Raw genomic sequence first — 22,981 nt, 5'->3', positions numbered from 1 at the left:
GCGACCAGCGTCGGTTATCTGATTGCCCTTCGGTTTAGTTTAGCGGTGCTAGTATGCCGGGTTCTTTTTTACGGGTGTGGTGTAGGTTGCTGAATGTTAAATAAATTATGGATTGTGTTATCAGGGCTACTGGTGGTTGCCATGCCGTCGGCGCAGGCCGGGGAATTAAACCTCTATTCGATGAATACCGGCTCCTATGTTTATCATATGACCGGTAACCACGGACAATATAACGAGCATTTCAATAACAATTTTTTCTCGGTGGAGCGCAAGTTTTCTCAGGATTCAAAATACAGCGTGCTGGTCGGAACGATGAAAAACAGCTTTGACGATCGCTGTTTGACCCTCGGCGTGCGCCGCGACTGGCTGAAAAACGATACCGGCTGGGTGCTGAAAGGGGTGTATGCCTATACCGGGGAATTTTTCTTTGACGCCTTCAGCCACTGTGGGGATTCCGGCACCTACCGCACCGCCAAAAAAATCACCGGCGTCGGTTTTTCGCCCTACCTCTATCATGGTCTGCAATATAACTTCACCGATTATTTCGGTGTGGAAGGCGGCATTATTGTGCCGGCGATCTTTGTGATGAGTATTCAGTGGAGCTTTCGCTAGCCGCTTTATTATCCGGGAAAAGAGCAGGCCGCCTCAGGTGGCCTGCTACTGATGACCTGGCGGCAGGAATTAATGGAAGCCGAGACGGATCAGATCTAACGGGCAAAAGCGGCCCTCGCAGCCGTCGATTTCAACGCAGTCCGCCCGGCGAAGCTGCTCGGCGGTTTTCCCTTCACCATGGATAGCTTTAATCACGCCTGTTGTGCCGTTACCGGCGATCATTACCATGCTGCCGGTAGCAATAGCGTTACGATTACGGTCATAGGTTTTCATGGTCTCCTCCTCAATAAACCAGGGTAAGCAATGATTAAGCGGCTAAAGTAATACGCTTTTTTTCCTAAAAAAGTTTTGAGGATAATCAAATTTATTTTAATAACTCCGGAGCGAAAAGGGCCACAAGTCCCCTCTATTCGCGCCGATCGCATCGCCTGCGTGGCGCGCGACACTGACGGCAATATGTCATTCAGGTTACTGTTTTATGACCAGATTATTAACCTTGCCAGCCCGAGGAAAATAGCGAAAGATGGCGCTATTCGGGCATCAACAGTGCCAGTGCGTGTCCTGAGGGAGCCATGAGTCAAGACGTCACCGCGAAGATGTTAAAGCCCGATTTTGATAGTGAAGTTTCCGGTCTGGTGCATGGTTATCTGTTTCATGAACAGCGCCCCCCGCAGCCCATCGCCTCTGGCGAGGTGTGCGCCCGTTATCAGGCGCTCGCCGATGACAAGGCGTTTATCTGGTTACACCTGAATCTCAATCATGCCACCGCCGAAAAATGGTTAACCAGCCACTTTCCGGTGGCGGACTTTTTCTTCGAGGAGATCCGCAGCGGCTCGCACACCACCCGCATTGAGCGACAGGGGGAGAATCTGTTCGCTGTGCTCAACGATGTGCTGTTTCGTCCGCAGGATACCAGTGCGGAAACCGCCACGCTGTGGCTCTACTGTAGCCCTAAGCTGGTGGTGACGGCGCGCTTCAAACCGTTGCGGTTTATCGAATGGATGCTGCCGCGTCTGCAGACGCTCAGGGTGAATACCTCTACCGAGCTGCTGGCTTTTCTGCTGGAGGAGCAGGAGGAGGTGCTGGAGCAGGTCGTCCGCCAGGCCAGCCGCCATGTCGACCTTATTGAAGAGCGTCTCCTGAGCAATCACGTGCAGCGCAACCGGGCCGATCTGGCACGGCTGCGGCGGATGCTTTTGCGTTTTCAGCGGCTGCTGGCGCCGGAGCCGGCGGCGATGTTCCGTCTGCTTAACCGGCCGCCGGCGTGGATGGATCGTGCAGTGGTGCAGGCGTTTCGTCAGTTCACCGAAGAGTTTAGCGTGGTGCTCAACGACCTGTCCGGCCTGATCGAGCGTATCAGTCTGCTGCAGGAGGAGATTGGCGCCCGCCAGCTGGAGCAGAGCAACCGCACCCTCTACACCCTGACGGTGATCACCGTTCTCGCGCTGCCGATTAACATCGTCGCCGGTTTCTTCGGCATGAACGTCGGCGGGATCCCGCTGGCGAGCAACCACCACGGGTTTATTCTGCTGGTGGTGATAGTCGCCATCTTTACCCTCGGCGCCGGCTACCTGGCATTCCGCCGGCGCGATGACCTGTAGATTGCGCGTCGAATCAGCTGAGGCTGCGCAGGGCGGCAATCAGTCCTTCGACACCGCGTTCCAGCTTCTCGCGCGGGCAGCCGACGTTGAGGCGCAGAAAGCCGTTGCCCTCAGGACCATAGGTATAACCCGGCATAATCGCCACCTTCTGTTCGGCGATCAGCGCCTGCTGTAGCGCGTGGTCGTCGATGTTCAGGGGGCGCAGGTCGATCCACGCCAGGTAGGTGGCCTCCGGCGGCTGCCAGCAGAGTGCGGGGAAGGCATTGTTAAGCGTAGCGGCGACATAGCGCATATTCGCCTGCAGATAGTCACGCAAGGCGTCGAGCCAGGGAGCCCCGTCGCGGTAGGCGGCGATATGGGCGACCAGCGCCGGCACGGAGGGAGAAGAGAGCCCGTCGCGGGCCTTCAGCGCCTGCAGGTAGCTGTCGCGCGCGTTCGCCTCGGGGATAAAGCCATAGGCCCCGGTAAAGGCCGGAATATTAAAGCTCTTTGAACCGGAGGTGAACAGCGCCCATGGCCCCTGAGCGACCTCGCTCCACGGGATATGGCGGTGTTCGCCCCAGGTCATGTCCATATGAATTTCGTCGCTAATCACCCTGACGCCATGTTTTTGACACAGGGCCGCCATGGTTTGGAGCTCCTCGCGACGCCAGACTTTCCCCGTTGGGTTGTGCGGGCTGCACAGCAGCAGCAGGGTATTCTTCGGTTCCGCCAGCGCGGATTCCAGGCGGGCCATATCGCAGTGCCACTGATTATCCGTCAGGGTCAATGGCACCGGGGCAATCTCCCGGCGGTTAGCGGTGATGGTCTTATAGAATGCATCGTAGGCAGGGGTATGGACGACGACGCCGTCGCCTTCGCTCGACCACTGGCGGATGGTTTCCGCCACCATGTAGATAACCGACGGCCCGTAGACCACCGTTTGCGGATCGATGACGCTGTTAAACCGGCTGGCGTACCAGTGGGCAATCGCCCCGAGAAACGCCTCGTTCTGCCAGCGACTGTAGCCGAACACCCCGTGGGCCAGCCGCTGGCTGACGGCGTCGAGAATGCAGGGCGCGGTGGCGAAATCCATATCGGAGATGGTGAACGGCAGCAGGTCGGCGGCGCCAAACCGGTCGGCGACATAGTCCCACTGTGTGCACCAGGTACCGTGGCGGTCGATGGGGGTGGCAAAATCAAACATCGGAACTTCCTTAGCGAATGTCCCCCTCCGCGCGGAAGGGGGACCAGTGGGGTCAGGCCTGAACAGTATTCATCAGTACGGCCATTTCATCTTTTACCGACTGCACCTGCGGGCCAATAACCACCTGCAGGTTATGCTGATTGAGCTGAACCACCCCGATGGCGCGATGGGCTTTCAGCGCGGCGGCGTCCACTTTGCTCATATCGTGTACCGACAGACGCAGACGAGTAATGCAGTTATCCAGCGAAACAATGTTCTCGGCGCCGCCGAGCGCCGCCAGAATCGCCGGCACGTTATAGCCGGATTTGCCGATGGTACCGGCGACGGCTTTCTCCACGCTGGCGGCGGTGTCGATATCGCGGCCCGGCGTTTTCAGATTGAAGCGGGTAATGGCGAAGCGGAAGATGGCATAGTAGACCGCGAACCAGATAGCCGCTACCACCGGCACCAGATACCACTTGGTCGCCAGGCCATGCAGGATGCCAAACACCACGAAGTCGATGATATTGCCGTCGGTGTTGCCGATGGTCACCCCGAGCACCGCCATGATGGTAAAGCCGAGACCGGTCAGCAGCGCGTGGATGACATACAGGACCGGCGCGACGAACAGGAACAGGAACTCCAGCGGCTCGGTGGTGCCGCCGACCACGCAGGCGATGACCCCGGAGATCAGCAGGCCTTTAATTTTATGCCGGTTTTCCGGACGGGCGCAGTGGTACATCGCCAGCGCGGCTCCCGGCAGGCCGCCGAGGAAGGCCGGCATTTTACCCTGCGACAGGAAGCGGGTGGCGCTTTCGGAGAAGCCGTGGGTGGTTGGGCAGCTTAGCTGCTCCTGGAAGATGGTCAGTGCGCCGCTGACGCTGTGGCCGCAGACGTCGAGGGTACCGCCGGCTTCAGTGAAGCGGATCAGTGCCACCAGGATGTGGTGCAGGCCAAACGGCAGCAGCAGTCGCTCGCCGGTGCCGAAGATCATCGGGCCAAAATCCCCGGCGCTGTTGATCATCTTCCCTAGGGCGTTGATCCCCATGGCGAAGACTGGCCACACCAGCGGGATAGCCAGCCCGACCAGACCCAGCACCACGGTGGTGATGATCGGCACGAAGCGGGTGCCGCCGAAGAAGGCCAGGGCGTCCGGCAGGCGAATGTTATGGAAGCGTTCATGCAGCAGCCAGACGATAATCCCGGCGATAACCGCGCCGAGGATCCCGGTATCGATCGACGGAATACCGATGATGTTCTGGATATTGTTGGCCTTCAGGATCGCGGCGTCGGTGGTGGGCAGAATGCCTTTCGCCGTCAGCCAGAAGTTGACCGCCAGGTTCATGACCGTGTAGCCGACAAAGCCGGCGAAGGCGGCGACGCCTTTGTTCTCCCGCGCCAGCCCCAGTGGGATGGCGATACAGAACATGACCGGCAGGAAGCTGAAGGCAAAGGAGCCGACTTTGCTCATCCAGATAAAGATGGCCTGCAGCAGCGGCATATCCAGCCACGGCAGCAGCGTCAAAACATCGTGACTGCTTAACGAACTGCCGATCCCCAGCATGATCCCACAAAACGAGAGCAACGCTACGGGCAGCATAAAGGTTTTTCCGAGCTGCTGGAAAAACTCCCATAAAGTGATTTTTGGTGCTGTTTTCGCCGTCATAACACGGTTCCTGATTCTCAAGTGGTCGGGAAGAACTAACGCCACGGCAAGATAAAACGTTTTACCAGTTTTTAGTGCGATAAAAATCACATAATCAAGCGATAATAAGGTTTATAAAGATTGCACAATGATAAAACGTTTTATCGACAGGCAAGGGAGTCAGCCAGCACGTTATGGCTATCGCAAAAAAGATCACCATCAATGATGTGGCGCAGGCCGCCGGGGTCTCCGTGAGCACCGTCTCGCTGGTGCTGAGCGGTAAAGGGCGCATCTCCAGCGCCACCGGCGAGCGAGTTAATCAGGCCATCGAACAGCTGGGATTCGTGCGCAACCGCCAGGCCGCCTCGCTGCGTGGCGGGCAGAGCGGGGTGATTGGCCTTATCGTTAGCGATCTGTCAAAGCCGTTTTACGCCGAATTAACCGCCGGCCTCACCGACGCCCTGGAAAGGCAGGGGAAAATGGTGTTCCTCACCCAGGGCGGGCGCAGCGGCGAGAAGATAGATCAGCGGTTTGATACCCTCGCGGCGCAGGGGGTCGACGGGGTGATCATCGCCGGGTCGATCGATCGCGGGAGCGAACTGCGCGAGCGGGCCGCGCAGGCCGGCGTGCCGCTGGTGTTTGCTTCCCGCGCCAGCTACCTTGACGATGTCGACCTGATCCGCCCGGACAACATGCAGGCGGCGCAGCTGGTGACCGAGCATCTTATCCGCCGCGGCCATCAGCGGATCGCCTGGCTTGGCGGGCAGAGCTCGTCGCTGACGCGCGCCGAGCGGGTCGGCGGCTATTGCGCCACCTTGCTGAAATACGGTCTGCCGTTTCACAGCGAATGGGTGCTGGAGTGCGAGTCGAGCCAGAAGCAGGCGGCGGAGGCGATGGCGGGGCTGTTGCGCCAGAACCCCACCATCACCGCGGTGCTGTGCTACAACAACGTGGTGGCCACCGGCGCGTGGTTTGGTTTACTGCGGGCCGGAAGGCAGAGCGGAGAGGATGGCGTCGAGAGCTATTTCGAACAGCGGGTGGCGCTAGCGGCCTTCGCCGACGTGCCGGAGGCGGCGCTGGATGACCTGCCGCTCACCTGGGTAACGACCCCGGCGCGCGAGATGGGGAAAACCCTGGCAGAGTCGATGCTGCGACGGCTGGAGGAAGGCACCGGCGAGGCGCGAAACCAGATTATGCCGCCGCGGCTGGTGACACGGAAATGAGGGAGACGGCGCGCGATGGCCGTCTCCTGAGACGATAAGTTACGGCTGCGGGGCGGCGTCGTCCTGCTGAGGAGCGGCGTCATCCTGTTGCGGCTGGCCTTCCTGCGGCGCCGCGTCCGGTTGAGCAGGCGCTTCCAGACCAAACATCGCGGCAAAATCCTCCAGCGGCATTTTCTGTCCGTTCAGCGTCACCTGGCCGTTAGCGTACTGCAGGCTGCTGCTGATGGCGTTATCTTCCATGGTGGTGATGCGGAACATCTGGCCCATCGCCGCCAGGCCTTTGACCTGCTGATCGGCGAGTTTGGCCGCATCGGCTGGCTGGTAACCTTCCAGACCGGCGATTTTGGTCATCAACTCCGTCGCCATATCCACCGGGATCACCACCTTGCCGTCAAGGGACTGCACCACGCGATCCAGACTGTCCGCCAGGGTCTGCGGTGGGGTGGTCACCTGGGCCGGATCCTTCAGCAGAACCGACAGATTCAGGGTACTTTCCCCTTTGGCATTGCGCCAGCTCAGCGGCGAGATGGTCACCGATGGGTTGCCTTTAAGCAGGATCGGCAGCGCATTGAACAGGGTTTCGGTTAACGCCTGCTGGTACAGTTCCGGGTTTTGCGCCAGTTCCGGTTTTGCCAGCAGCGCCTGAGACTGTGCACTGTACTGCTGACTAAACTGGTGCCACGCCTGACCGTCGACATTATCCACTTTCAGCGTCAGTTTGCCGCTGCCCATATCCTGCCCCTGCAGCTTGAGGCTGTTCACGGTGTAGTTCACCTGGCTGTTCACGCCTTTGCCGTCCTGGGTCAGCGTCGAGCCGCCGTCCAGCGCCATCCCGTCAACCAGCGCCAGCTCTTTGCCTTCGACGCTGATGGCCAGTTTATCGAGGGTCATTTTTTGCTGGCCGATACGTTCGTTGAAGCTGGCCAGTTCGGTGGCGCCGTCGGTGGTCAGGTTGACGAAGCGCAACTGTACCTTCTGATTATATTCGTTGAGCGCATCGATCTGCCCGCTGCCGGCCTGGCCTTTCAGGCTGATGTTTTTGCCGTCGCGGTCGGCGTCGAGCTGGAACTGACCGCCGCTGAAGGTGACTTTCTCATCACCTTTGGCATAGTCGAGGGCATTGAGCACGATCGCCGACTGGCTGTCGCCGCTGTAGGCGATGCGTGTATCGACGGTAAAGGGAGTGTTGCCTTTGGCGATCTCGAACAGCGCCTGGCTGGCATCATTTTTCACCAGCGTGGTGTGGACCGAGGCCATCGCCGGCGCCAGATTAAAGGTTTTTAATGAGGCCAGCGGGAAGGGTCCATGATCGACCACCTCGTCAAGTACCACGCTCTGTCCGGTGGCCAGCCAGCTGTTGGCCTGACCGGCGATCGGCTTAACCACCAGCTGCAGATGGCTGCTGAACAGCCCGCGCCGGTAATCCTGATAGCTCAGCTCCAGACCTGATTCCGGCGCGCTGCTGCGTAGCTGCGCGTTAGCCTGCTGCACCATATCGGCGATCCGGCCTTCCAGCTGTTTGCCGGTGTACCAGGCGCCGCCTGTCCATACCACGCCCAGCGCCACGATGATGCCTGCTGCGACCAGCGATTTTTTCATAGCATTTGTCCATAAATGAAGCCAGGCGGAGAGACCGCCTGGCTGAGTTGTCATCATTCAGTAAGCGCGACCTGAAAGGTCAGTCACTTACTGGAGCTTATTGAACACGCGCGCCACGCGGCCGCGTCCGCTGACCTGCACCGGTGATTCGTTGGCGGCCACGAAAGCCGACTCGCCCGGCTTGAGCGTCAGGCTCTGGTCACCTTTGTGCAGTACGGCTTCGCCGTCGACGCAGAAAATAATCGCCGCGCTCGCCTGAGCCAGATCGCTGGCCTCGGCGGAGAGGTCGTGCAGCGAGAAGGCAAAATCTTCCACCGGGATCGGGAAGTCCAGCTCTGCGCCGTGCTGCTGCGGCTGGGTCAACAGCTCACCCGCCGGTTTGGCTTCGAACTTGACGTTAGCGACCAGCTCAGGAATATCAATGTATTTCGGCGTCAGACCGGCACGCAGTACGTTATCCGAGTTGGCCATCACCTCCAGCGCCACCCCCTGCAGATAGGCATGCGGCGTTTCGGCGAACAGGAACATGGCTTCGCCAGGGTTCAGCTTCACCACGTTCAGCAGCAGCGGCGAGAAGAGGCCGCTGTCGTCCGGATAGAATTCCGCGATCAGACGGATAGTCTGCCACGGTTCGCCCTGTTCACGGGCCAGTACGTCGCGCAGCACCTGCAGCGCCTTGGCTTTTTCCTCACCCTGCATATTGAGCAGGCTGGCAAACAGCTGGCTCAGGTGAGTCGCGTCCGGCTGCTGCAGGAAGGCGCCAATCGCCGGATGCGCGCTAGCCACCGGCTGCAGCAGGGTGACAATCTCGCTGAACTCGCGAAACGCATTCATCGCCAGGAACGGCGTCAGGGCAAAAACCAGCTCCGGCTTGTGGTTTGGATCTTTATAGTTACGCTCGGCGGCGGAGAGCGGGATGCCGGCGGCGTTCTCGCGGGCGAAACCTTCTTCCGAGGCCTGCTTGTTGGGATGGACCTGAATAGAGAGCGGCTGAGCGGCGCACAGCACTTTAAACAGGAACGGCAGCTCACCAAAGCGGGCGGCAACCTTGTCGCCGAGCAGGGCGGTTTTATCCGCGTCAATCACCTCGCGCAGCGAACGCGGCTGGCCGTCGGCCGCCAGGATCTGCGAGCTGCTCTTCGGATGCGCCCCCATCCACAGCTCCGCCATCGGCAGGTTGTCCGGGTTGGCAATGCCATACAGTTCAGTTAAAGCGGTGTGGCTTCCCCATGCGTAGTTCTGTACGGCGTTGATCAGCTTTTGCATTCTCATTCCCTGTATCAATCAAAGTAAAAATTATCGCTCTATTAAACCAGTAAACCGTGGAGAAGCAACTGCTGAAAGAAAAAGTCGTCCCTGTCTCAGTTTTTGTTAAAAAATTGTGTAAGATTGATCGACTCGCTTTTCTACAGGCACATGGAGTCCCTGCCTGAAACATAATCAGCCAAAGCAGTAAGTGAGAGTACAATGTCGAATAAACCGTTTGTTTACCAGGATCCTTTTCCCCTCAAAAAGGATGACACCGAGTATTATCTCCTCAGCAGTGATTACGTCTCCGTCGCCGAATTTGCCGGCCAGGAAGTGCTAAAAGTCGACCCTCAGGCGCTGACCCTTCTGGCGCAGCATGCTTTCCACGACGCCTCCTTTATGCTTCGCCCGGCGCATCAGCAGCAGGTGGCGGATATCCTTAACGACCCGGAAGCCAGCGAAAACGACAAATACGTCGCCCTGCAGTTCCTGCGCAACTCGGATATCGCCGCCAAAGGCATTCTGCCCACCTGCCAGGACACCGGCACCGCGATCATCATGGGTAAAAAAGGCCAGCGCGTGTGGACCGGCGGCGGTGATGAAGCCGCTCTGGCGCAGGGTGTGTACAACACCTATATCCAGGACAACCTGCGCTACTCGCAGAACGCGCCGCTGGATATGTATAAAGAGGTTAACACCGGTACCAACCTGCCGGCGCAGATCGATCTTTATGCTACCGATGGCGATGAGTACAAATTCCTCTGCATCGCCAAGGGCGGCGGTTCGGCGAACAAAACCTATCTGTACCAGGAAACCAAAGCGCTGATCACCCCGGCGAAGCTGAAAAACTATCTGGTTGAGAAGATGCGCACCCTCGGGACCGCCGCTTGTCCGCCGTACCATATCGCCTTTGTGATCGGCGGGACTTCGGCGGAAGCGACGCTGAAAACCGTCAAGCTGGCCTCCACCAAATACTACGATGGCCTGCCGACCGAAGGTAACGAGCATGGCCAGGCGTTCCGCGACATTCAGCTGGAGCAGGAGCTGCTGCTGGAAGCGCAGAACCTTGGCCTCGGCGCGCAGTTCGGCGGGAAATACTTCGCCCACGATATCCGGGTGATCCGTCTGCCGCGTCACGGCGCTTCCTGCCCGGTAGGGATGGGCGTCTCCTGTTCCGCCGACCGCAACATCAAAGCCAAAATCAACCGCGACGGCATCTGGATCGAGAAGCTGGAGAGCAATCCGGGGAAATATATCCCTGAGCATCTGCGCCAGGCCGGGGAAGGCGAAGCGGTGAAGGTGAATCTTAACCAGCCGATGAGCGAGATCCTGGCGCTGCTGTCACAGTACCCGGTGTCCACCCGTTTGTCGCTGAGCGGCACTATTATCGTGGCCCGCGATATCGCTCACGCCAAGCTGAAGGAGCTTATCGACAGCGGTGAAGCACTGCCGCAGTACGTCAAAGATCACCCGATCTACTATGCCGGTCCGGCCAAGACACCGGACGGTTATGCCTCCGGCTCTCTGGGACCGACCACCGCAGGGCGCATGGATTCATACGTTGATCTGCTGCAGTCGCACGGCGCGAGCAAGATCATGCTGGCGAAAGGCAACCGCAGCCAGCAGGTCACCGACGCGTGCCACAAACACGGCGGCTTCTACCTCGGCAGTATCGGCGGCCCGGCGGCGGTACTGGCCCAGCAGAGCATCCGCAGCCTCGAGTGCGTGGCGTATCCGGAGCTGGGTATGGAGGCTATCTGGAAAATTGAAGTGGAGGATTTCCCGGCGTTTATCCTCGTCGATGATAAAGGCAATGACTTCTTCCATCAGATCCAGACGTCGCAGTGCGCCCGCTGCGTGAAGTAACCCAGACCGCCCTTCGGGGCGGCTCTGGCCGATGACAAACCGGTTTTCGTTATTGTGATCGCCTTTCTGCCGGGTGGCGGCTTTCGCCTTACCCGGCCTGCGAAAAACAGCAATATTAAATAGTTAGGCAATTCTCTGTAGGCCCGCGCAAGCGCAGCGCCGCCGGGCAATCCCGACGATTGCATTTTGTCAGCGGTCTGGGCCGCCCTTCGGGCGGTTTTTTTATGTCGCTTCGCGGCACGAACCACCAAAACAACTTATAAATCTGGCCAATACTTAGTCTTTTAAGCAGGTGAGCTTTGTCGCTATGACGCACTTTGAATCCAAGGAGAAAGTAATGACAACGCATCGCAGTGAAAAAGACTCGATGGGCGCCATCGACGTCCCGGCCGATAAACTCTGGGGCGCCCAGACCCAGCGCTCGCTGGAGCATTTCCGCATATCAAGCGAAAAAATGCCCGGGGAGCTGATTTACGCCCTGGCGCTGACCAAGCGGGCGGCGGCGAAGGTTAATCAGGATCTCGGGTTGCTGACGGCGGAGAAAGCCGGGGCGATCGTCGCTGCCGCTGACGAAGTCCTCGCCGGAAAGCACGCGCAGGAGTTTCCGCTGGCTATCTGGCAGACCGGCTCCGGCACCCAAAGCAATATGAATATGAACGAGGTGCTGGCCAACCGCGCCAGTGAACTGCTGGGCGGTGAACGGGGGATGGCGCGAAAAATTCATCCCAATGACGATGTGAATAAGAGCCAGAGCTCAAATGACGTGTTCCCCACCGCCATGCACGTCGCGGCGCTGATTGCCCTGCGGGAAAAAGTGATCCCGTCGCTGCAGGCGCTGCGGGCGACGCTCAATGAAAAAGCGGTAGCCTTCAGGGATATCGTCAAGATCGGCCGCACCCATCTGCAGGACGCCACGCCGCTCACGTTAGGCCAGGAGATCTCCGGCTGGGTGGCGATGCTGGACCATAGCCTGAAGCACATCGAAGCCAGTCAGCCGCATCTTGCCGAGCTGGCGCTGGGCGGGACGGCGGTAGGAACCGGGCTGAATACCCATCCGGAGTATGCCGTGCGGGTGGCGGCAGAGCTGGCGTCGCTCAGCGGACAACCATTTGTCACCGCACCAAACAAATTCGAAGCGTTGGCCACTGTGGATGCCCTGGTCCATGCCCACGGCGCGCTGAAAGGCCTGGCGGCGTCCCTGATGAAAATCGCTAACGATGTCCGCTGGCTGGCCTCCGGCCCCCGCTGCGGCATTGGCGAAATCGCCATCCCGGAAAACGAGCCAGGGTCATCGATTATGCCCGGCAAGGTTAACCCAACCCAGTGCGAAGCCCTGACCATGGTCTGCTGCCAGGTGATGGGCAACGACGTGGCGGTGAATATCGGTGGCGCCTCCGGCAACTTTGAGCTTAACGTCTATCGCCCGATGGTCATCCACAACTTCCTGCAGTCGGTGCGTCTGCTGGCGGACGGCATGGCAAGTTTTAACGAGCACTGTGCGGTGGGTATTGAACCGAATCGCGAGCGGATCAGCCAGCTGCTCAATGAGTCGCTGATGCTGGTCACTGCGCTGAATACCCATATCGGCTACGACAAGGCGGCGGAAATCGCTAAAAAAGCCCACCATGAGGGGCTGACCCTCAAAGCCTCGGCGCTGGCGCTGGGCTACCTGACGGAAGCCGAATTCGACAGCTGGGTGCGCCCTGAGGAGATGGTTGGCAGCCTGGCTACTCGCTAGCCAGCCAGAGGTGCAGGCGCGGGATAAGTAATCTCAGCGACTGCGCCTCCGGTTTGTAGCGGTACTGGACATTGTCGGCGTCATAGTTCAGCAATTCGCCGATATCCGGGACGCTGACCCCCTGGCTGCCGGATATCAGCGCGATCAGCGGGCTGGGGCAGGCGTACTGCACCTGTTTCTGCTCGCTGGCGTACCAGACGCGGGCAATCGGCTGCACTTTCACCGGCCGTTTGATTTTCAGCCGCGCCCGCTGCGGCAGGGCGGCGATGTCCTGATACTCCCTCTCAAGCTTGCTCTGCCACTGCTCACGGGTCCACGGCGGCACCGCTCGCGGTGATTGCAGGCTTTTCTCCAGCATCATCAATACCTGGTCGCGGGTCAGGTTCTTGATCACGTGTTTATTGGCCCAGCCGAAGCGGATGGTGCTGGGGTCGATAAGGGGCGTCAGCGTGCGGTAGGCGCTGAGGGTGATCAAGCCCGGCAGGTGGCGATGCACCCATTCAAAACGGGCAGTGGGGGGCAGGCCAGAATCGACGGTGACGATTTTCTCGAAGGTAGCCTTCAGGGCGTTAATATGCTGAATGCGCGCCTGCAGATCCTGCTGCTCCGCAGCGGTGACCTGCAGGCAGATAGCCCCTGGCAGGCGGACGGCGGCCTTGCTGCTGCGGTTTTCCGACTGCTGCTGGATAAACAGATGGCTGAAGTGGCGCAGGGCGAGGGCCAGCGCCGCCTTGCCGCTGTGCTGCACCACCGGTATGTTGGCCAGCGGATCGTGCTCGGCATCCTTACTGACCGCCGGCAGTTCAAATACCCTGGCCGCCAGCAGCCGACAGCTGCTTAATGCCTGCTGGAGCGTCTGCAGCTCCAGCTCGATCTGGCGAAAGGTATCATTCAGACGTTCAACAAGATCGTAGCTGGCCATCATTTCACCTTAGTTACAACATACTATTTGATTTTTACAGCATACGCAGCGCGCGGCCGCTGCGCAAGTTTTATTCAGGCAGAGGTAAAATCGGGCAACTGATGATAAACCGGCCAGCTAAAGCAGAAGCGGGCGCCGCCGAGAGGGCTGGCCTCACAGCGTACGTCACCGCCCATCGCCTGGGCAATACTGTGCACAATCGCCAGGCCGAGGCCACAACCTCCTGTCGCCCGATCGCGGCTGGGGTCAAGACGGACAAAGGGCTCAAACACCCGCTCGCGCTCTTCGGGAGCGATTCCCGGGCCGTCATCCTCGACCTGCAGCGACGCGCGCGGACCCTGCAGGGTCAGGCTGACCGCCACCCGCTGGGTGCTGTAGCGCAGGGCGTTATTCACCAGATTATCCAGTACCCGCTCCATCAGCCGCATATCCAGCGCGCCGTAGTTGCCGTGGGTCAGCGTCGCCAGAGCGACCTCGCGCTGCGGGTTGACCATCTGGATATCCTCGACGTGATCGCTGATCCAGGCGGGAAAGTCAGGCGTCGTCAGGCTGAGTTCCGTCTGCGGGCGGTCGAGGCGGGCGTAGGTCAGGAGCTCTTCAATCAGCGCCTCCAGCTGGCCGATATCGCGGTTCAGCGCTTGCGATTCCGCCTCGGTGAGGTTTTCGCTCATCTCCAGACGGTAGCGCAGGCGGACCAGCGGCGTCCTGAGCTCATGGGCGATACCGTCAATCAACTGCTTCTTACTGGCAATGAGGGCGTTAATGTTATCGGCCATCTGGTTAAAGGCCACGCCGAGCCGTTCAAAGCTGGACATGCTGTCAAAATGAATGCGCTCGCTGAAGTGGCCCTCGCCAAAGCGCTGGGCAGCGGTTTCAATGCGCAACATGTCCTGCCAGTGCGGACGCATCCAGATAAACACCGGAAAGGCCAGCGAGATAGCAATAAACGCCATCAGCGCCACGTCCAGCAGGCGCATTTCATGCAGAAAATAGAGATAAGGCACCGGGCCCACCGACAGCACATAATGGCTGCGGGGAATACGCTGAATAAAGGTGTACTGGTCATCCAGCGCGACAATATCGCCGGCGCGCAGGTGCTGCATCGAGCTTTCCGACAGCTTAAATTTGCTCATTGGTTCGATGTGCAGATCGAACGACAGGTTCAGATCCAGCTCTTTGAGCGTCTTGCTCCAGTCGCGCGGCGGAATTTCCCGCAGCTCGCTGCGCATCAGATACAGCGAACTTTTCATCAAATCGTCCAGCGACTGTCGTCCGGCGCGCTCAGCGGTAAATTTATAGACCAGACCGACCAGCATGGTCATTACCAGAAAGCAAACGAAGAGCAAAAGATAGAACTGCACAAACAGCTTTTTCATTAAATCTCACTTAAATCAGAATGTTAATTACCTATCTTTTGCCTTCATGGCGCGGTGTGGTATGTGTCTTTCCGCTAAAGCGGTGATGCAGGAACGAAACCAGACCGCAGTCCAGGGCGTTTGTCACGGCAGAATATACCGCAAAATCACTTCTACGTTTCACGCCCGGTTTAATGCGCTATCAAAGCAGGGTTCACCCTCACTGACAACATCCCTTACGCATAAATAATGACGGAGCCCTTATAAGCGCAGCAGTCCGCCATCCACCACATACTGGGAACGGACGTTGTTGGCCATGATGGTATCGAACTGCGTTTCGGTGGTATTTTCCACCGTAGAAAAGGCGAGCTGCCCGGCGTTCAGCCACAGGCCATCCAGCATGCCAAATGATTCTACAGACTCGGCGAGGGCATGTGCTGCCTCAGGTTTCGCGCCATCGTTCTGAAGAAACCAGGCGCGCTCGGGCAGCAATGTGCGTAACGACGCCAGTTTTTGCTGATGGCGTCCGGTCAGCATCACTTCGCCCCCTTCATCAATAATGCGCATTGCCCCCGCCAGACCAATACCGCTGCTCGCCCCTGTAATCACAATTTTCTTACCTGAGAACCGTCCCATTGTCTCTCCCGTACCGCGTGAGTGTTGAGTTAACTCACACTAGAACAATGAAAATTTATTGTAAAACGACCATCTTTGGGGGCCCGGCGTGTTGCGCTTTGCCATCTTTGTGGCGCCGGTATACCCGGTATAGGTCGCGTCATCCGGGATGATATCGGCCGGGAATATCTGAATTAGTGACGTTGTCACAAATTAATTATAACCACCAGACCTGCATTACCCTGGAGCGTTGAGCGGGGTATCGCTACTCGCGAAAGTAGGGAATATCCACCGGATAGAGGGTCGTCAGACTCAGCAGACGACAGCGCACCAGCTTTTCCGTTTTGGCATACCAGTAAGCAAATTCGCCGGTGGTCTGGTGGTAAATCATCTGATCGAGGTTGGCAAACGGGATCACCAGCAGCGGTCCCTGGCGAACGTGGCCGCCTCCCGTTTCAAAGTGATGCTGTCCCCAGGATTGCTGGGTATGTTCATAGCGGTGGAGGATCACCTCGATTTGCCCGCGCTGTGGACAGAGGAGTCGAATATCGGCGTTGTCGAGGGAAAAAGCCCAACCAGAGAGTGAAGTGAAGAGTGAGAGTGCCAAAAGTACAACGTATTTCATCATGCAAAAGTCCTGTGTTTTCAGGCTTTATGCCACTCTGATAACAGTAAGTCCTTGAGCACAATCATATTGAAGGCTTATGTGATGGGGAACTGTACGGCTAAATCTATTGATTTACGCAATATGACTAATTCGCAGCGGGCAGCGGGCGCGCAGAGGGAAACCCGCGCAGTTGCCCTAAGCAGTAAAAGTTGAGGTGGTTACTGTCGGGGAGTGCGCCATAAAACGGGCCCCTCGCAGGGCCGCGGGAGAAGCTTAGTTGTCCCAGGCGTGTGGGGCGAACAGGTAGCCTTTGTTGCGAACGGTCTTAATACGATAGGGCTCCGTGGCGTTGTCGAGCAGTTTTTTGCGCAGGCGGGAGATAGCCACGTCAACGCTGCGATCCATCCCGTCGTAGGTGACGCCGCGTAAATTTTTCAGCAGCGCGTCGCGGTCCATAATTTGCCCGGCGTGGGTGGCCAGTTCCCACAGCAGATCGAAATCGGCCGTCGACAATGCGACGTTTTCTCCGCCAAGCAGCACCTGGCGGTTGACCGGGTCAATGGTCAGCGAACCAAAGGAGATGGTTTTGTGCGGCGTGAGCGTTGCCGGGGTACCGGCGCCGGCGCCCGCCGGAGCGATATGCTGGCGTAAATGCAGACGCAGTCGCGCGAGAAGCACCGCTGGCGGTGTGGTTTTCAGGATATAATCGCTGGCGCCCATCTCCAGGGAGAGGATATGGTTCATGTCGCTGTCGAGTGAGGTCAGCAGGACAATGGGCCCTTGCCATTGCCCGCGCAGATCGCGGCAGAGCGTCATCCCGTCTTTGCCGGGCAGCATAATGTCCAGCAGCACGAGGTCCGGTTTCTCCCGCGCGATCACGTCCTCTGCGCGGTCGCCGCGAGGCTCGACCACCACCTCCATATCATGCTTGCCGAGATAGGCGGCGATCAGCGCCCCAACCTCAGGGTCATCCTCAACAAAAACGATTTTATTCATGTCTATTGCACATCAGTAAAAGAAGTAACATACACTGCGTCTATTTTACCCGCCATTACTCTTTTATAAACAGCGCTATTTCCGCTATGCTGCGCTAACTTGTTGATTCAATGTTAAGGCATAAGGACATGGGGCTGTTAATCAAAGGGCTGCTGGGTGCGCTGGTGGTGGTGCTGATTGGCGTGCTGGCAAAAACGAAAAATTACGCTCTCGCCGGGCTGATCCCGCTGTTTCCTACCTTTGCGCTCATCGCCCACTATATCGTCGCCAGCGAGCGCGGTATTGAAGCCCTGCGCGCCACCATCGTGTTCGGCATGTGGTCGATTATTCCCTATTTTGTCTATTTGGTATCGCTGTGGTATTTCACCGGGATCATGCGCCTGCCGTTGGCGCTGGCAGGCGCGGTGGGATGCTGGGGGCTATGCGCCTGGCTGTTAATCCTGGGCTGGAACCACTTCCACTAGCGCAGCGGGCGGCCGCCGTCGACGGCGAATGACCGGCCGGTGACGTAGCGGCTGGTAAACAGATAGTCGATAAGGTCGCTAATCTCTTTTTCTCCTGGGGCGATTTTCATCAGCGATTTATCCAGCGCCTGCTGACGATAGGCTTCGTCATCACCCTCATTAAACATAATCAGCGACGGGGCGATGGCGTTGACCTTGATCTCCGGCGCCAGCTTGCGGGCGAAGGAGCGGGTCATATTGTCCAGCGCGGCTTTGCTGGCGGCGTAGGCGATATGTTTATCGCTGCCGCGCTCCACGACGTAATCGGTAATATGGATAATATCACTGGCGGCATGGCCGTGGCCGCGCAGCAGATCCTCCAGCGCGTGGTTGAGCAGATAGGGGGCATGGACGTGGATCTGCATCATGCGGTTGATCACTGTGCTCAGCGCAACCCCCGGCTTCTCCGCCATCCAGTCGCTGGCGTTGTGGATGATGGCGCGCAGGCCGCTGGTGTGCGACTTGACCGCTTCGGCGAAGGTGAGTATGCCGTCGTCGCTGCTGAAATCAGCCTGCAGACAGAGGGCGCCCGCGTCGCGCAGGCCATCGATCGCCGGATAGGGCGTGCGATAGCTGACGATGACCGGCTGGTGTTGCAGCAGAAAATGGTGTGCCAGCGCGAGACCGATGCGGCGGCCTCCTCCTGTGATCAGAACCGGGCGGGGCTGTTGTTCAGCCATGGGTATCTCCTATGCGTTCTGCGGCAGGGCGAGCGCTTACCCCACCAGCATCCACGTTGCCGGCACAGCGGCAACCAGCAATAAACCAATTAGCGCCAATTCGCGGCGTTTGAGCGAACGATCGTGCTGGTGCGTACGTCGAGCGTACAAAAAGACCAGAAGACCCGGAGCGTAAAGTACCACCGACAACAGCAAATGCACAGGGCCCGACGCGTATAATAACCATAAGCCATAAATGCAGGCGCCGATACCCACCGCTTTGTGCAGCGGGCGAGTGGCGATTTTCAGCAGAAAGGCGCCGACCAGCAGATAGGGGACGAGGATCATCTCTGAGGCGATGGTCAGCAGGGTGCCGTAGTCCGACCCGGTCAACCAGATCAGCACCAGCGATACCTGAACGCTGATATTGGTCAGCCACAGCGAGGCGGACGGGGCATTGTTGCGGTTCTGGCGGGCAAACAGGCGCGGGAAAGCTTTATGAGTGGCGGCCAGGAAAGGCACTTCCGCAGCCATAATCGTCCAGCTCAGGTAGGCGCCACACACCGACACGATCAGGCCCGCCGCAATCACGATTTCTCCCCACGAACCCATCATGTTGACCATCAGTCCCGCCATCGACGGGTTACGCATGCCGGCCAGTTCGCTGCGCGGCACCACGCCCAGCGACAGCAGGGTGACCAGCAGATAGACCGTGAGGGCGGAGAGCACCGCCAGCAGCGTTGCGCGACCGACATCGCGCTTGTGTCGGGCGCGGGCAGAAACCACGACGGCACCTTCCACGCCAATAAACACCCACAGGGTGATCAGCATGGTGTTTTTAACCTGCTCCCACACGGGAATTCCCAGCGCCAGTCCGCGGAAATCGAGGCGGAACGTATCCAGCTGGAAGGCCAGGGCGGCGAGCGCGATAAACGCGCCCAGCGGCAGGAGTTTGGCGAGGGTGGCCACCAGGTTAATCCCCGCCGCCGTCTGCACGCCGCGCAGGACCAGAAAATGGACAACCCACAGCAAAACCGAAGCGCCAGCGATAGACTGCCAGGTGTTGCCATCGCCAAACAGGCGCAGCTCAGGGGTATCGGTGAAGAAACTGAGCGCCGAAAAGACGATGACCAGATAGGAGACGTTGGCGATCACCGCGCAGAGCCAGTATCCCCAGGCGGAACAGAAGCCAATCAGCTCACCGAATCCTTCGCGGGCGTAGGTGAAGATCCCGCCGTCGAGGTCGGGGCGAATGCGGGTTAACAGCAGCATGGCGAAGGCGAGGAACAGGATCCCGACGCCGGTGATGGCCCAGCCGATAAGCAAAGCGGAGGGGCTGGCTACGGCAGCCATATTTTGCGGCAAACTGAATACGCCAGCGCCGAGCATTGAGCTAAGGACCAGGGCGGTCAGGGCGCTCAGGCCCAGTTTCTTTTCCATTGCATTCCCGAGGTGAAAATGGCTGTTCCAGAATATTTATTTTGCGAAATCGCATAAAAATGGAGGATTGCGCTAAGGCGCGGGATTTTACGGAGTGTCCGGGAGCCATGCAATGGCGGGGGATGAAAAAAAATGAAAAGGCGGCATTGCGCCGCCTTTTTAGCCAGCCAGCAGTGATTATTTGTACAAATCAGCGCTGATGGTGATGTTGCCGCCGCGTTCCTGCCACTGACGGGTGATGTGGTAGTACTTCGCCCCTTTCTTCGCCGCGCGTTTCGCCGTCTGATAGGAGATTTCCGTCATGTTGCCGTAGTTGCCGGTGAACTGGATATTATCGAACGGCACCATTTGCGCCGCGGTCACTTTGTTCACTTCTTCCACTTTGGTGCCGTCCGGCAGCGTGACAGTGTAACGCCCGCCTTTGGAAGACTGGGTCTCGAAGAAACGACCGACGCCAGTGCCTGAGCCTACAGCTGCGGTGGTGGCGACGCCCGGGATTTCCACGTTTTTCGCGGCTTCACCGCCTTTGGCCAGCGCCGCGCGACCGGCGTCAGAGTCTGCCGGGATGGCGTCCGGGCTCTGCAGCACGCGTTTTTCAGCATCTTTTTTATAGATATAAGCGGTAATGCGCTGGTTGCCGCCCTGGTTGGCATCCACCTGGCGCACGATAAAGAACGCATAGGCGCCTTTCGCTTTTGCCGCTTTGGTGATGGCATCATTGACTTCCGGCTGGCTGCGATAGAAGCCCTGAACGGTGACAGTGTCGTAAGGCATCAGCGTCACGGCCTGATCTTTCGGCAGTTCTACCACGCCATTGATGATGCGATTTTTCGGCGCATCCGCTTGCGGCGCGTTGTCTTTATAGAGGTCAGCCGTGACGCGCCAGTTGCCGCCATTGCCGTAGTCCGACGTGTCGACAACATAGAATGAGGCCGCGCCGTCTTTGTCGGCTTTACGCGATACCGCCTGTACCGCGTCGCCAATGGCATTAAACCGGCCGGTGACGACAACGCGATCGTAGGGCTTCAGCGCAGCCGCCTGCTCCGGGGTCAACTCGGTCGCTGCATGGGCAGACAACGTGGCGGTTGTCAGGAGAGCAGACGCCAGGAGGGTGTTTTTAAGCTTCATAAAAATAATCCTTTGCCTTGCGCAAACCATATACTGGTGTTGTTGTTGACTGAAAACGTTTGATTATTGCATTTAATCGTTGTGACTGTCTGCGTCATTTTTTGCTTGCCGCCCGAATCGTATACTACGGAAAGATAACATTTTTCGATATGTTGAAAAAACAGCCGCTTGACCAGCAAAAACGATAATCGATACCACTTTTATTAGTTAACGTAATGTTAATACAATGATCCCAATGGCGATAAATGGCGTTTTATCACGCTGGATAAGCGGATTATCAGGCCTGAGTGAGAAATTCAGGTAAATATTGCTGCCCGGAACCATCTGTGCTGACAATAAGCAATAAAATCAAAATTTCTGTTTTATCGCTGTAGATCACAATCGCTATTTTCAGTAGGTTATAAAAAGTTTGTTACTGTTTCATTTTGCAGACAGCGGAAGATGGCGAGGAAGATTTCGCCGTCTTGTCGTTGTTGGTCAGAAAAGTAAACCATCATCAAAAACCGATGGAAGGGAAAACTATGCGTATTGGTGTACCACAAGAGAGGCTAGCCCAGGAGACCCGGGCCGCCGCCACGCCGAAGACCGTTGAGCAATTGCTTAAACTCGGCTTTAGCGTCGCGGTAGAAAGCGGTGCCGGGAAACTGGCCAGCTTTGACGATGCCGCCTTTACCCAGGCAGGGGCTGAGATCGTCACGGGCAACGAGGTGTGGCAGTCTGACGTCATCCTCAAGGTCAATGCTCCAAATGACGATGAAATTGCACTGCTGAATCCGGGAACCACGCTGATAAGTTTTATCTGGCCTGCGCAAAACCCGCAGCTGATGGAAAAACTGGCGGCCCGTAATATCAACGTGATGGCGATGGATTCGGTGCCGCGTATTTCTCGCGCCCAGTCGCTGGATGCGCTCAGTTCAATGGCAAACATTGCCGGCTACCGTGCAATCGTGGAAGCGGCCCATGAATTCGGCCGTTTCTTTACCGGACAGATTACGGCGGCAGGCAAAGTTCCGCCCGCGAAGGTGATGGTCATCGGCGCCGGGGTGGCCGGTCTGGCTGCGATTGGCGCCGCCAACAGCCTGGGCGCTATCGTCCGCGCCTTCGATACCCGTCCGGAAGTGAAGGAGCAGGTGCAGAGTATGGGCGCCGAGTTCCTCGAGCTGGACTTTAAAGAGGAAGCCGGCAGCGGCGACGGCTACGCCAAGGTGATGTCTGAGGCCTTTATTAAGGCCGAAATGGCGCTGTTCGCCGCCCAGGCGAAAGATGTCGATATCATCGTCACCACGGCGTTAATTCCGGGTAAACCGGCACCGAAACTGATCACCCGCGAGATGGTCGACTCCATGAAGTCGGGCAGCGTGGTGGTCGACCTCGCCTCGCAAAATGGCGGTAACTGTGAGTACACCGTGCCCGGCGAAGTGGTCACCACCGGCAACGGCGTGAAAATTATTGGTTACACCGATCTGCCGGGCCGTCTGCCGACCCAGTCTTCCCAGCTCTACGGTACCAACCTGGTTAACCTGCTGAAGCTGCTGTGCAAAGAGAAAGATGGCAACATTGTTATCGATTTCGATGACGTGGTGGTGCGCGGCGTGACCGTAGTGCGCGAAGGCGAAATCACCTGGCCGGCGCCGCCGATTCAGGTCTCCGCTCAGCCGCAGGCTGCAGCGAAAAAAGTGGAAGCGCCGAAAGAAGCGGCAAAACCGGTGTCCCCATGGCGTAAATATGCCCTGATAGCGCTGGCGATTATCCTCTTCGGCTGGCTGGCGAACGTCGCGCCAAAAGAGTTTCTTGGCCATTTCACCGTCTTCGCGCTGGCCTGCGTAGTAGGTTACTACGTGGTATGGAACGTCTCACATGCGCTGCATACGCCGCTGATGTCGGTGACGAACGCGATTTCGGGCATTATCGTTGTTGGTGCGTTGTTGCAGATAGGCCACGGGGGCTGGGTCAGCTTCCTGAGCTTTATCGCGGTACTGATCGCCAGCATTAATATTTTCGGTGGTTTTACCGTGACTCAGCGCATGCTGAAAATGTTTCGCAAAGGATAAGGGGTAGC

The 22,981-nt window shown here is 58.1% G+C and carries 20 protein-coding genes; 7 read left to right on the top strand and 13 right to left on the bottom strand.

The window, feature by feature from the left end; translation table 11 throughout:
- Nucleotides 1-132 precede the first annotated feature (132 nt).
- Complete coding sequence (locus tag DTA24_RS15855) at nucleotides 133-612, top strand: hypothetical protein (RefSeq protein WP_162493319.1); 480 nt, start codon at nucleotides 133-135, stop codon at nucleotides 610-612.
- A gap of 69 nt (nucleotides 613-681) precedes the next feature.
- On the opposite strand, the gene ydfZ is transcribed toward DTA24_RS15855, so the two are convergent.
- Complete coding sequence (gene ydfZ, locus DTA24_RS15850) at nucleotides 682-885, bottom strand: putative selenium delivery protein YdfZ (protein WP_004151566.1); 204 nt, start codon at nucleotides 883-885, stop codon at nucleotides 682-684.
- Between the two features lie 299 nt (nucleotides 886-1,184).
- On the opposite strand from ydfZ, the gene DTA24_RS15840 reads away from it, so the two are divergent.
- On the top strand, nucleotides 1,185-2,213 hold the full coding sequence (locus tag DTA24_RS15840; RefSeq protein WP_008805082.1) for a CorA family divalent cation transporter: 1,029 nt from the start codon (nucleotides 1,185-1,187) through the stop codon (nucleotides 2,211-2,213).
- A gap of 13 nt (nucleotides 2,214-2,226) precedes the next feature.
- Here DTA24_RS15840 and DTA24_RS15835 read toward each other — a convergent pair whose 3' ends face one another.
- On the bottom strand, nucleotides 2,227-3,399 hold the full coding sequence (locus DTA24_RS15835; protein ID WP_012541902.1) for a MalY/PatB family protein: 1,173 nt from the start codon (nucleotides 3,397-3,399) through the stop codon (nucleotides 2,227-2,229).
- A gap of 52 nt (nucleotides 3,400-3,451) precedes the next feature.
- On the bottom strand, nucleotides 3,452-5,044 hold the full coding sequence (malX, locus tag DTA24_RS15830; RefSeq protein ID WP_123836938.1) for a maltose/glucose-specific PTS transporter subunit IIBC: 1,593 nt from the start codon (nucleotides 5,042-5,044) through the stop codon (nucleotides 3,452-3,454).
- A 173-nt stretch (nucleotides 5,045-5,217) separates the two neighbouring features.
- Here malX and DTA24_RS15825 point away from each other — a divergent pair, with 173 nt between their 5' ends.
- Nucleotides 5,218-6,246: a Mal regulon transcriptional regulator MalI gene (locus DTA24_RS15825; RefSeq protein ID WP_008805079.1), complete on the top strand. Its 1,029-nt coding sequence runs from the start codon at nucleotides 5,218-5,220 to the stop codon at nucleotides 6,244-6,246.
- A 39-nt stretch (nucleotides 6,247-6,285) separates the two neighbouring features.
- Here the strand turns inward: DTA24_RS15825 and DTA24_RS15820 are convergent, their stop codons facing one another.
- Complete coding sequence (locus tag DTA24_RS15820) at nucleotides 6,286-7,845, bottom strand: YdgA family protein (RefSeq protein ID WP_117138221.1); 1,560 nt, start codon at nucleotides 7,843-7,845, stop codon at nucleotides 6,286-6,288.
- A gap of 87 nt (nucleotides 7,846-7,932) precedes the next feature.
- Entirely contained in the window at nucleotides 7,933-9,111 is a 1,179-nt protein-coding gene (manA, locus tag DTA24_RS15815) for a mannose-6-phosphate isomerase (RefSeq protein ID WP_008805077.1), read from the bottom strand.
- A gap of 201 nt (nucleotides 9,112-9,312) precedes the next feature.
- Here manA and fumA point away from each other — a divergent pair, with 201 nt between their 5' ends.
- Both fumA and fumC read left to right on the top strand, forming a co-directional pair.
- Complete coding sequence (gene fumA, locus DTA24_RS15810; protein WP_043875365.1) at nucleotides 9,313-10,959, top strand: class I fumarate hydratase FumA; 1,647 nt, start codon at nucleotides 9,313-9,315, stop codon at nucleotides 10,957-10,959.
- A 337-nt stretch (nucleotides 10,960-11,296) separates the two neighbouring features.
- Nucleotides 11,297-12,697: a class II fumarate hydratase gene (gene fumC, locus DTA24_RS15805; protein ID WP_012541897.1), complete on the top strand. Its 1,401-nt coding sequence runs from the start codon at nucleotides 11,297-11,299 to the stop codon at nucleotides 12,695-12,697.
- Here fumC and tus read toward each other — a convergent pair.
- The 5 genes from tus to rstA form a co-directional block, all read right to left on the bottom strand.
- Nucleotides 12,687-13,619, bottom strand: coding sequence for a DNA replication terminus site-binding protein (tus, locus tag DTA24_RS15800; protein ID WP_032735479.1), 933 nt, complete (start codon nucleotides 13,617-13,619; stop codon nucleotides 12,687-12,689). The two genes, fumC and tus, sit on opposite strands and share 11 nt — an antisense overlap.
- A gap of 74 nt (nucleotides 13,620-13,693) precedes the next feature.
- The gene (gene rstB / locus DTA24_RS15795) at nucleotides 13,694-14,995 is read right to left on the bottom strand and encodes a two-component system sensor histidine kinase RstB (RefSeq protein WP_008805073.1); all 1,302 of its coding nucleotides are present in this window, start codon (nucleotides 14,993-14,995) and stop codon (nucleotides 13,694-13,696) included.
- A 240-nt stretch (nucleotides 14,996-15,235) separates the two neighbouring features.
- The gene (locus DTA24_RS15790; RefSeq protein ID WP_012968337.1) at nucleotides 15,236-15,610 is read right to left on the bottom strand and encodes an SDR family NAD(P)-dependent oxidoreductase; all 375 of its coding nucleotides are present in this window, start codon (nucleotides 15,608-15,610) and stop codon (nucleotides 15,236-15,238) included.
- A gap of 244 nt (nucleotides 15,611-15,854) precedes the next feature.
- A complete protein-coding gene (locus DTA24_RS15785; protein ID WP_008805071.1) occupies nucleotides 15,855-16,217 on the bottom strand; it encodes a hypothetical protein in 363 nt (120 codons plus the stop codon).
- A 252-nt stretch (nucleotides 16,218-16,469) separates the two neighbouring features.
- Nucleotides 16,470-17,192: a two-component system response regulator RstA gene (gene rstA, locus DTA24_RS15780; RefSeq protein WP_008805070.1), complete on the bottom strand. Its 723-nt coding sequence runs from the start codon at nucleotides 17,190-17,192 to the stop codon at nucleotides 16,470-16,472.
- A 128-nt stretch (nucleotides 17,193-17,320) separates the two neighbouring features.
- Between rstA and DTA24_RS15775 the strand changes: the two genes are divergently transcribed.
- Nucleotides 17,321-17,656, top strand: a complete 336-nt coding sequence (locus DTA24_RS15775) for a GlpM family protein (protein ID WP_008805069.1) — start codon at nucleotides 17,321-17,323, stop codon at nucleotides 17,654-17,656.
- On the opposite strand, the gene folM is transcribed toward DTA24_RS15775, so the two are convergent.
- From folM to ydgH, 3 genes are all read right to left on the bottom strand, one after another.
- Nucleotides 17,653-18,375, bottom strand: a complete 723-nt coding sequence (gene folM / locus DTA24_RS15770) for a dihydromonapterin reductase (protein ID WP_012541894.1) — start codon at nucleotides 18,373-18,375, stop codon at nucleotides 17,653-17,655. The genes DTA24_RS15775 and folM overlap by 4 nt on opposite strands.
- Before the next feature lie 36 nt (nucleotides 18,376-18,411).
- A complete protein-coding gene (locus DTA24_RS15765) occupies nucleotides 18,412-19,794 on the bottom strand; it encodes an amino acid permease (RefSeq protein WP_008805067.1) in 1,383 nt (460 codons plus the stop codon).
- 177 nt (nucleotides 19,795-19,971) lie between these two features.
- Complete coding sequence (gene ydgH, locus DTA24_RS15755) at nucleotides 19,972-20,922, bottom strand: DUF1471 family protein YdgH (protein WP_008805066.1); 951 nt, start codon at nucleotides 20,920-20,922, stop codon at nucleotides 19,972-19,974.
- Between the two features lie 521 nt (nucleotides 20,923-21,443).
- On the opposite strand from ydgH, the gene pntA reads away from it, so the two are divergent.
- Nucleotides 21,444-22,973: a Re/Si-specific NAD(P)(+) transhydrogenase subunit alpha gene (gene pntA / locus DTA24_RS15745; RefSeq protein WP_032700976.1), complete on the top strand. Its 1,530-nt coding sequence runs from the start codon at nucleotides 21,444-21,446 to the stop codon at nucleotides 22,971-22,973.
- The last annotated feature ends 8 nt before the right edge of the window (nucleotides 22,974-22,981 follow it).

Source organism: Klebsiella sp. P1CD1, from assembly GCF_003790505.1.
GTDB classification, from domain to species: Bacteria; Pseudomonadota; Gammaproteobacteria; order Enterobacterales; family Enterobacteriaceae; genus Klebsiella; species Klebsiella variicola.
The sequence above is the reverse complement of the archived record's forward strand: the minus strand, read 5'-3'. Positions and strand labels throughout refer to the sequence as shown.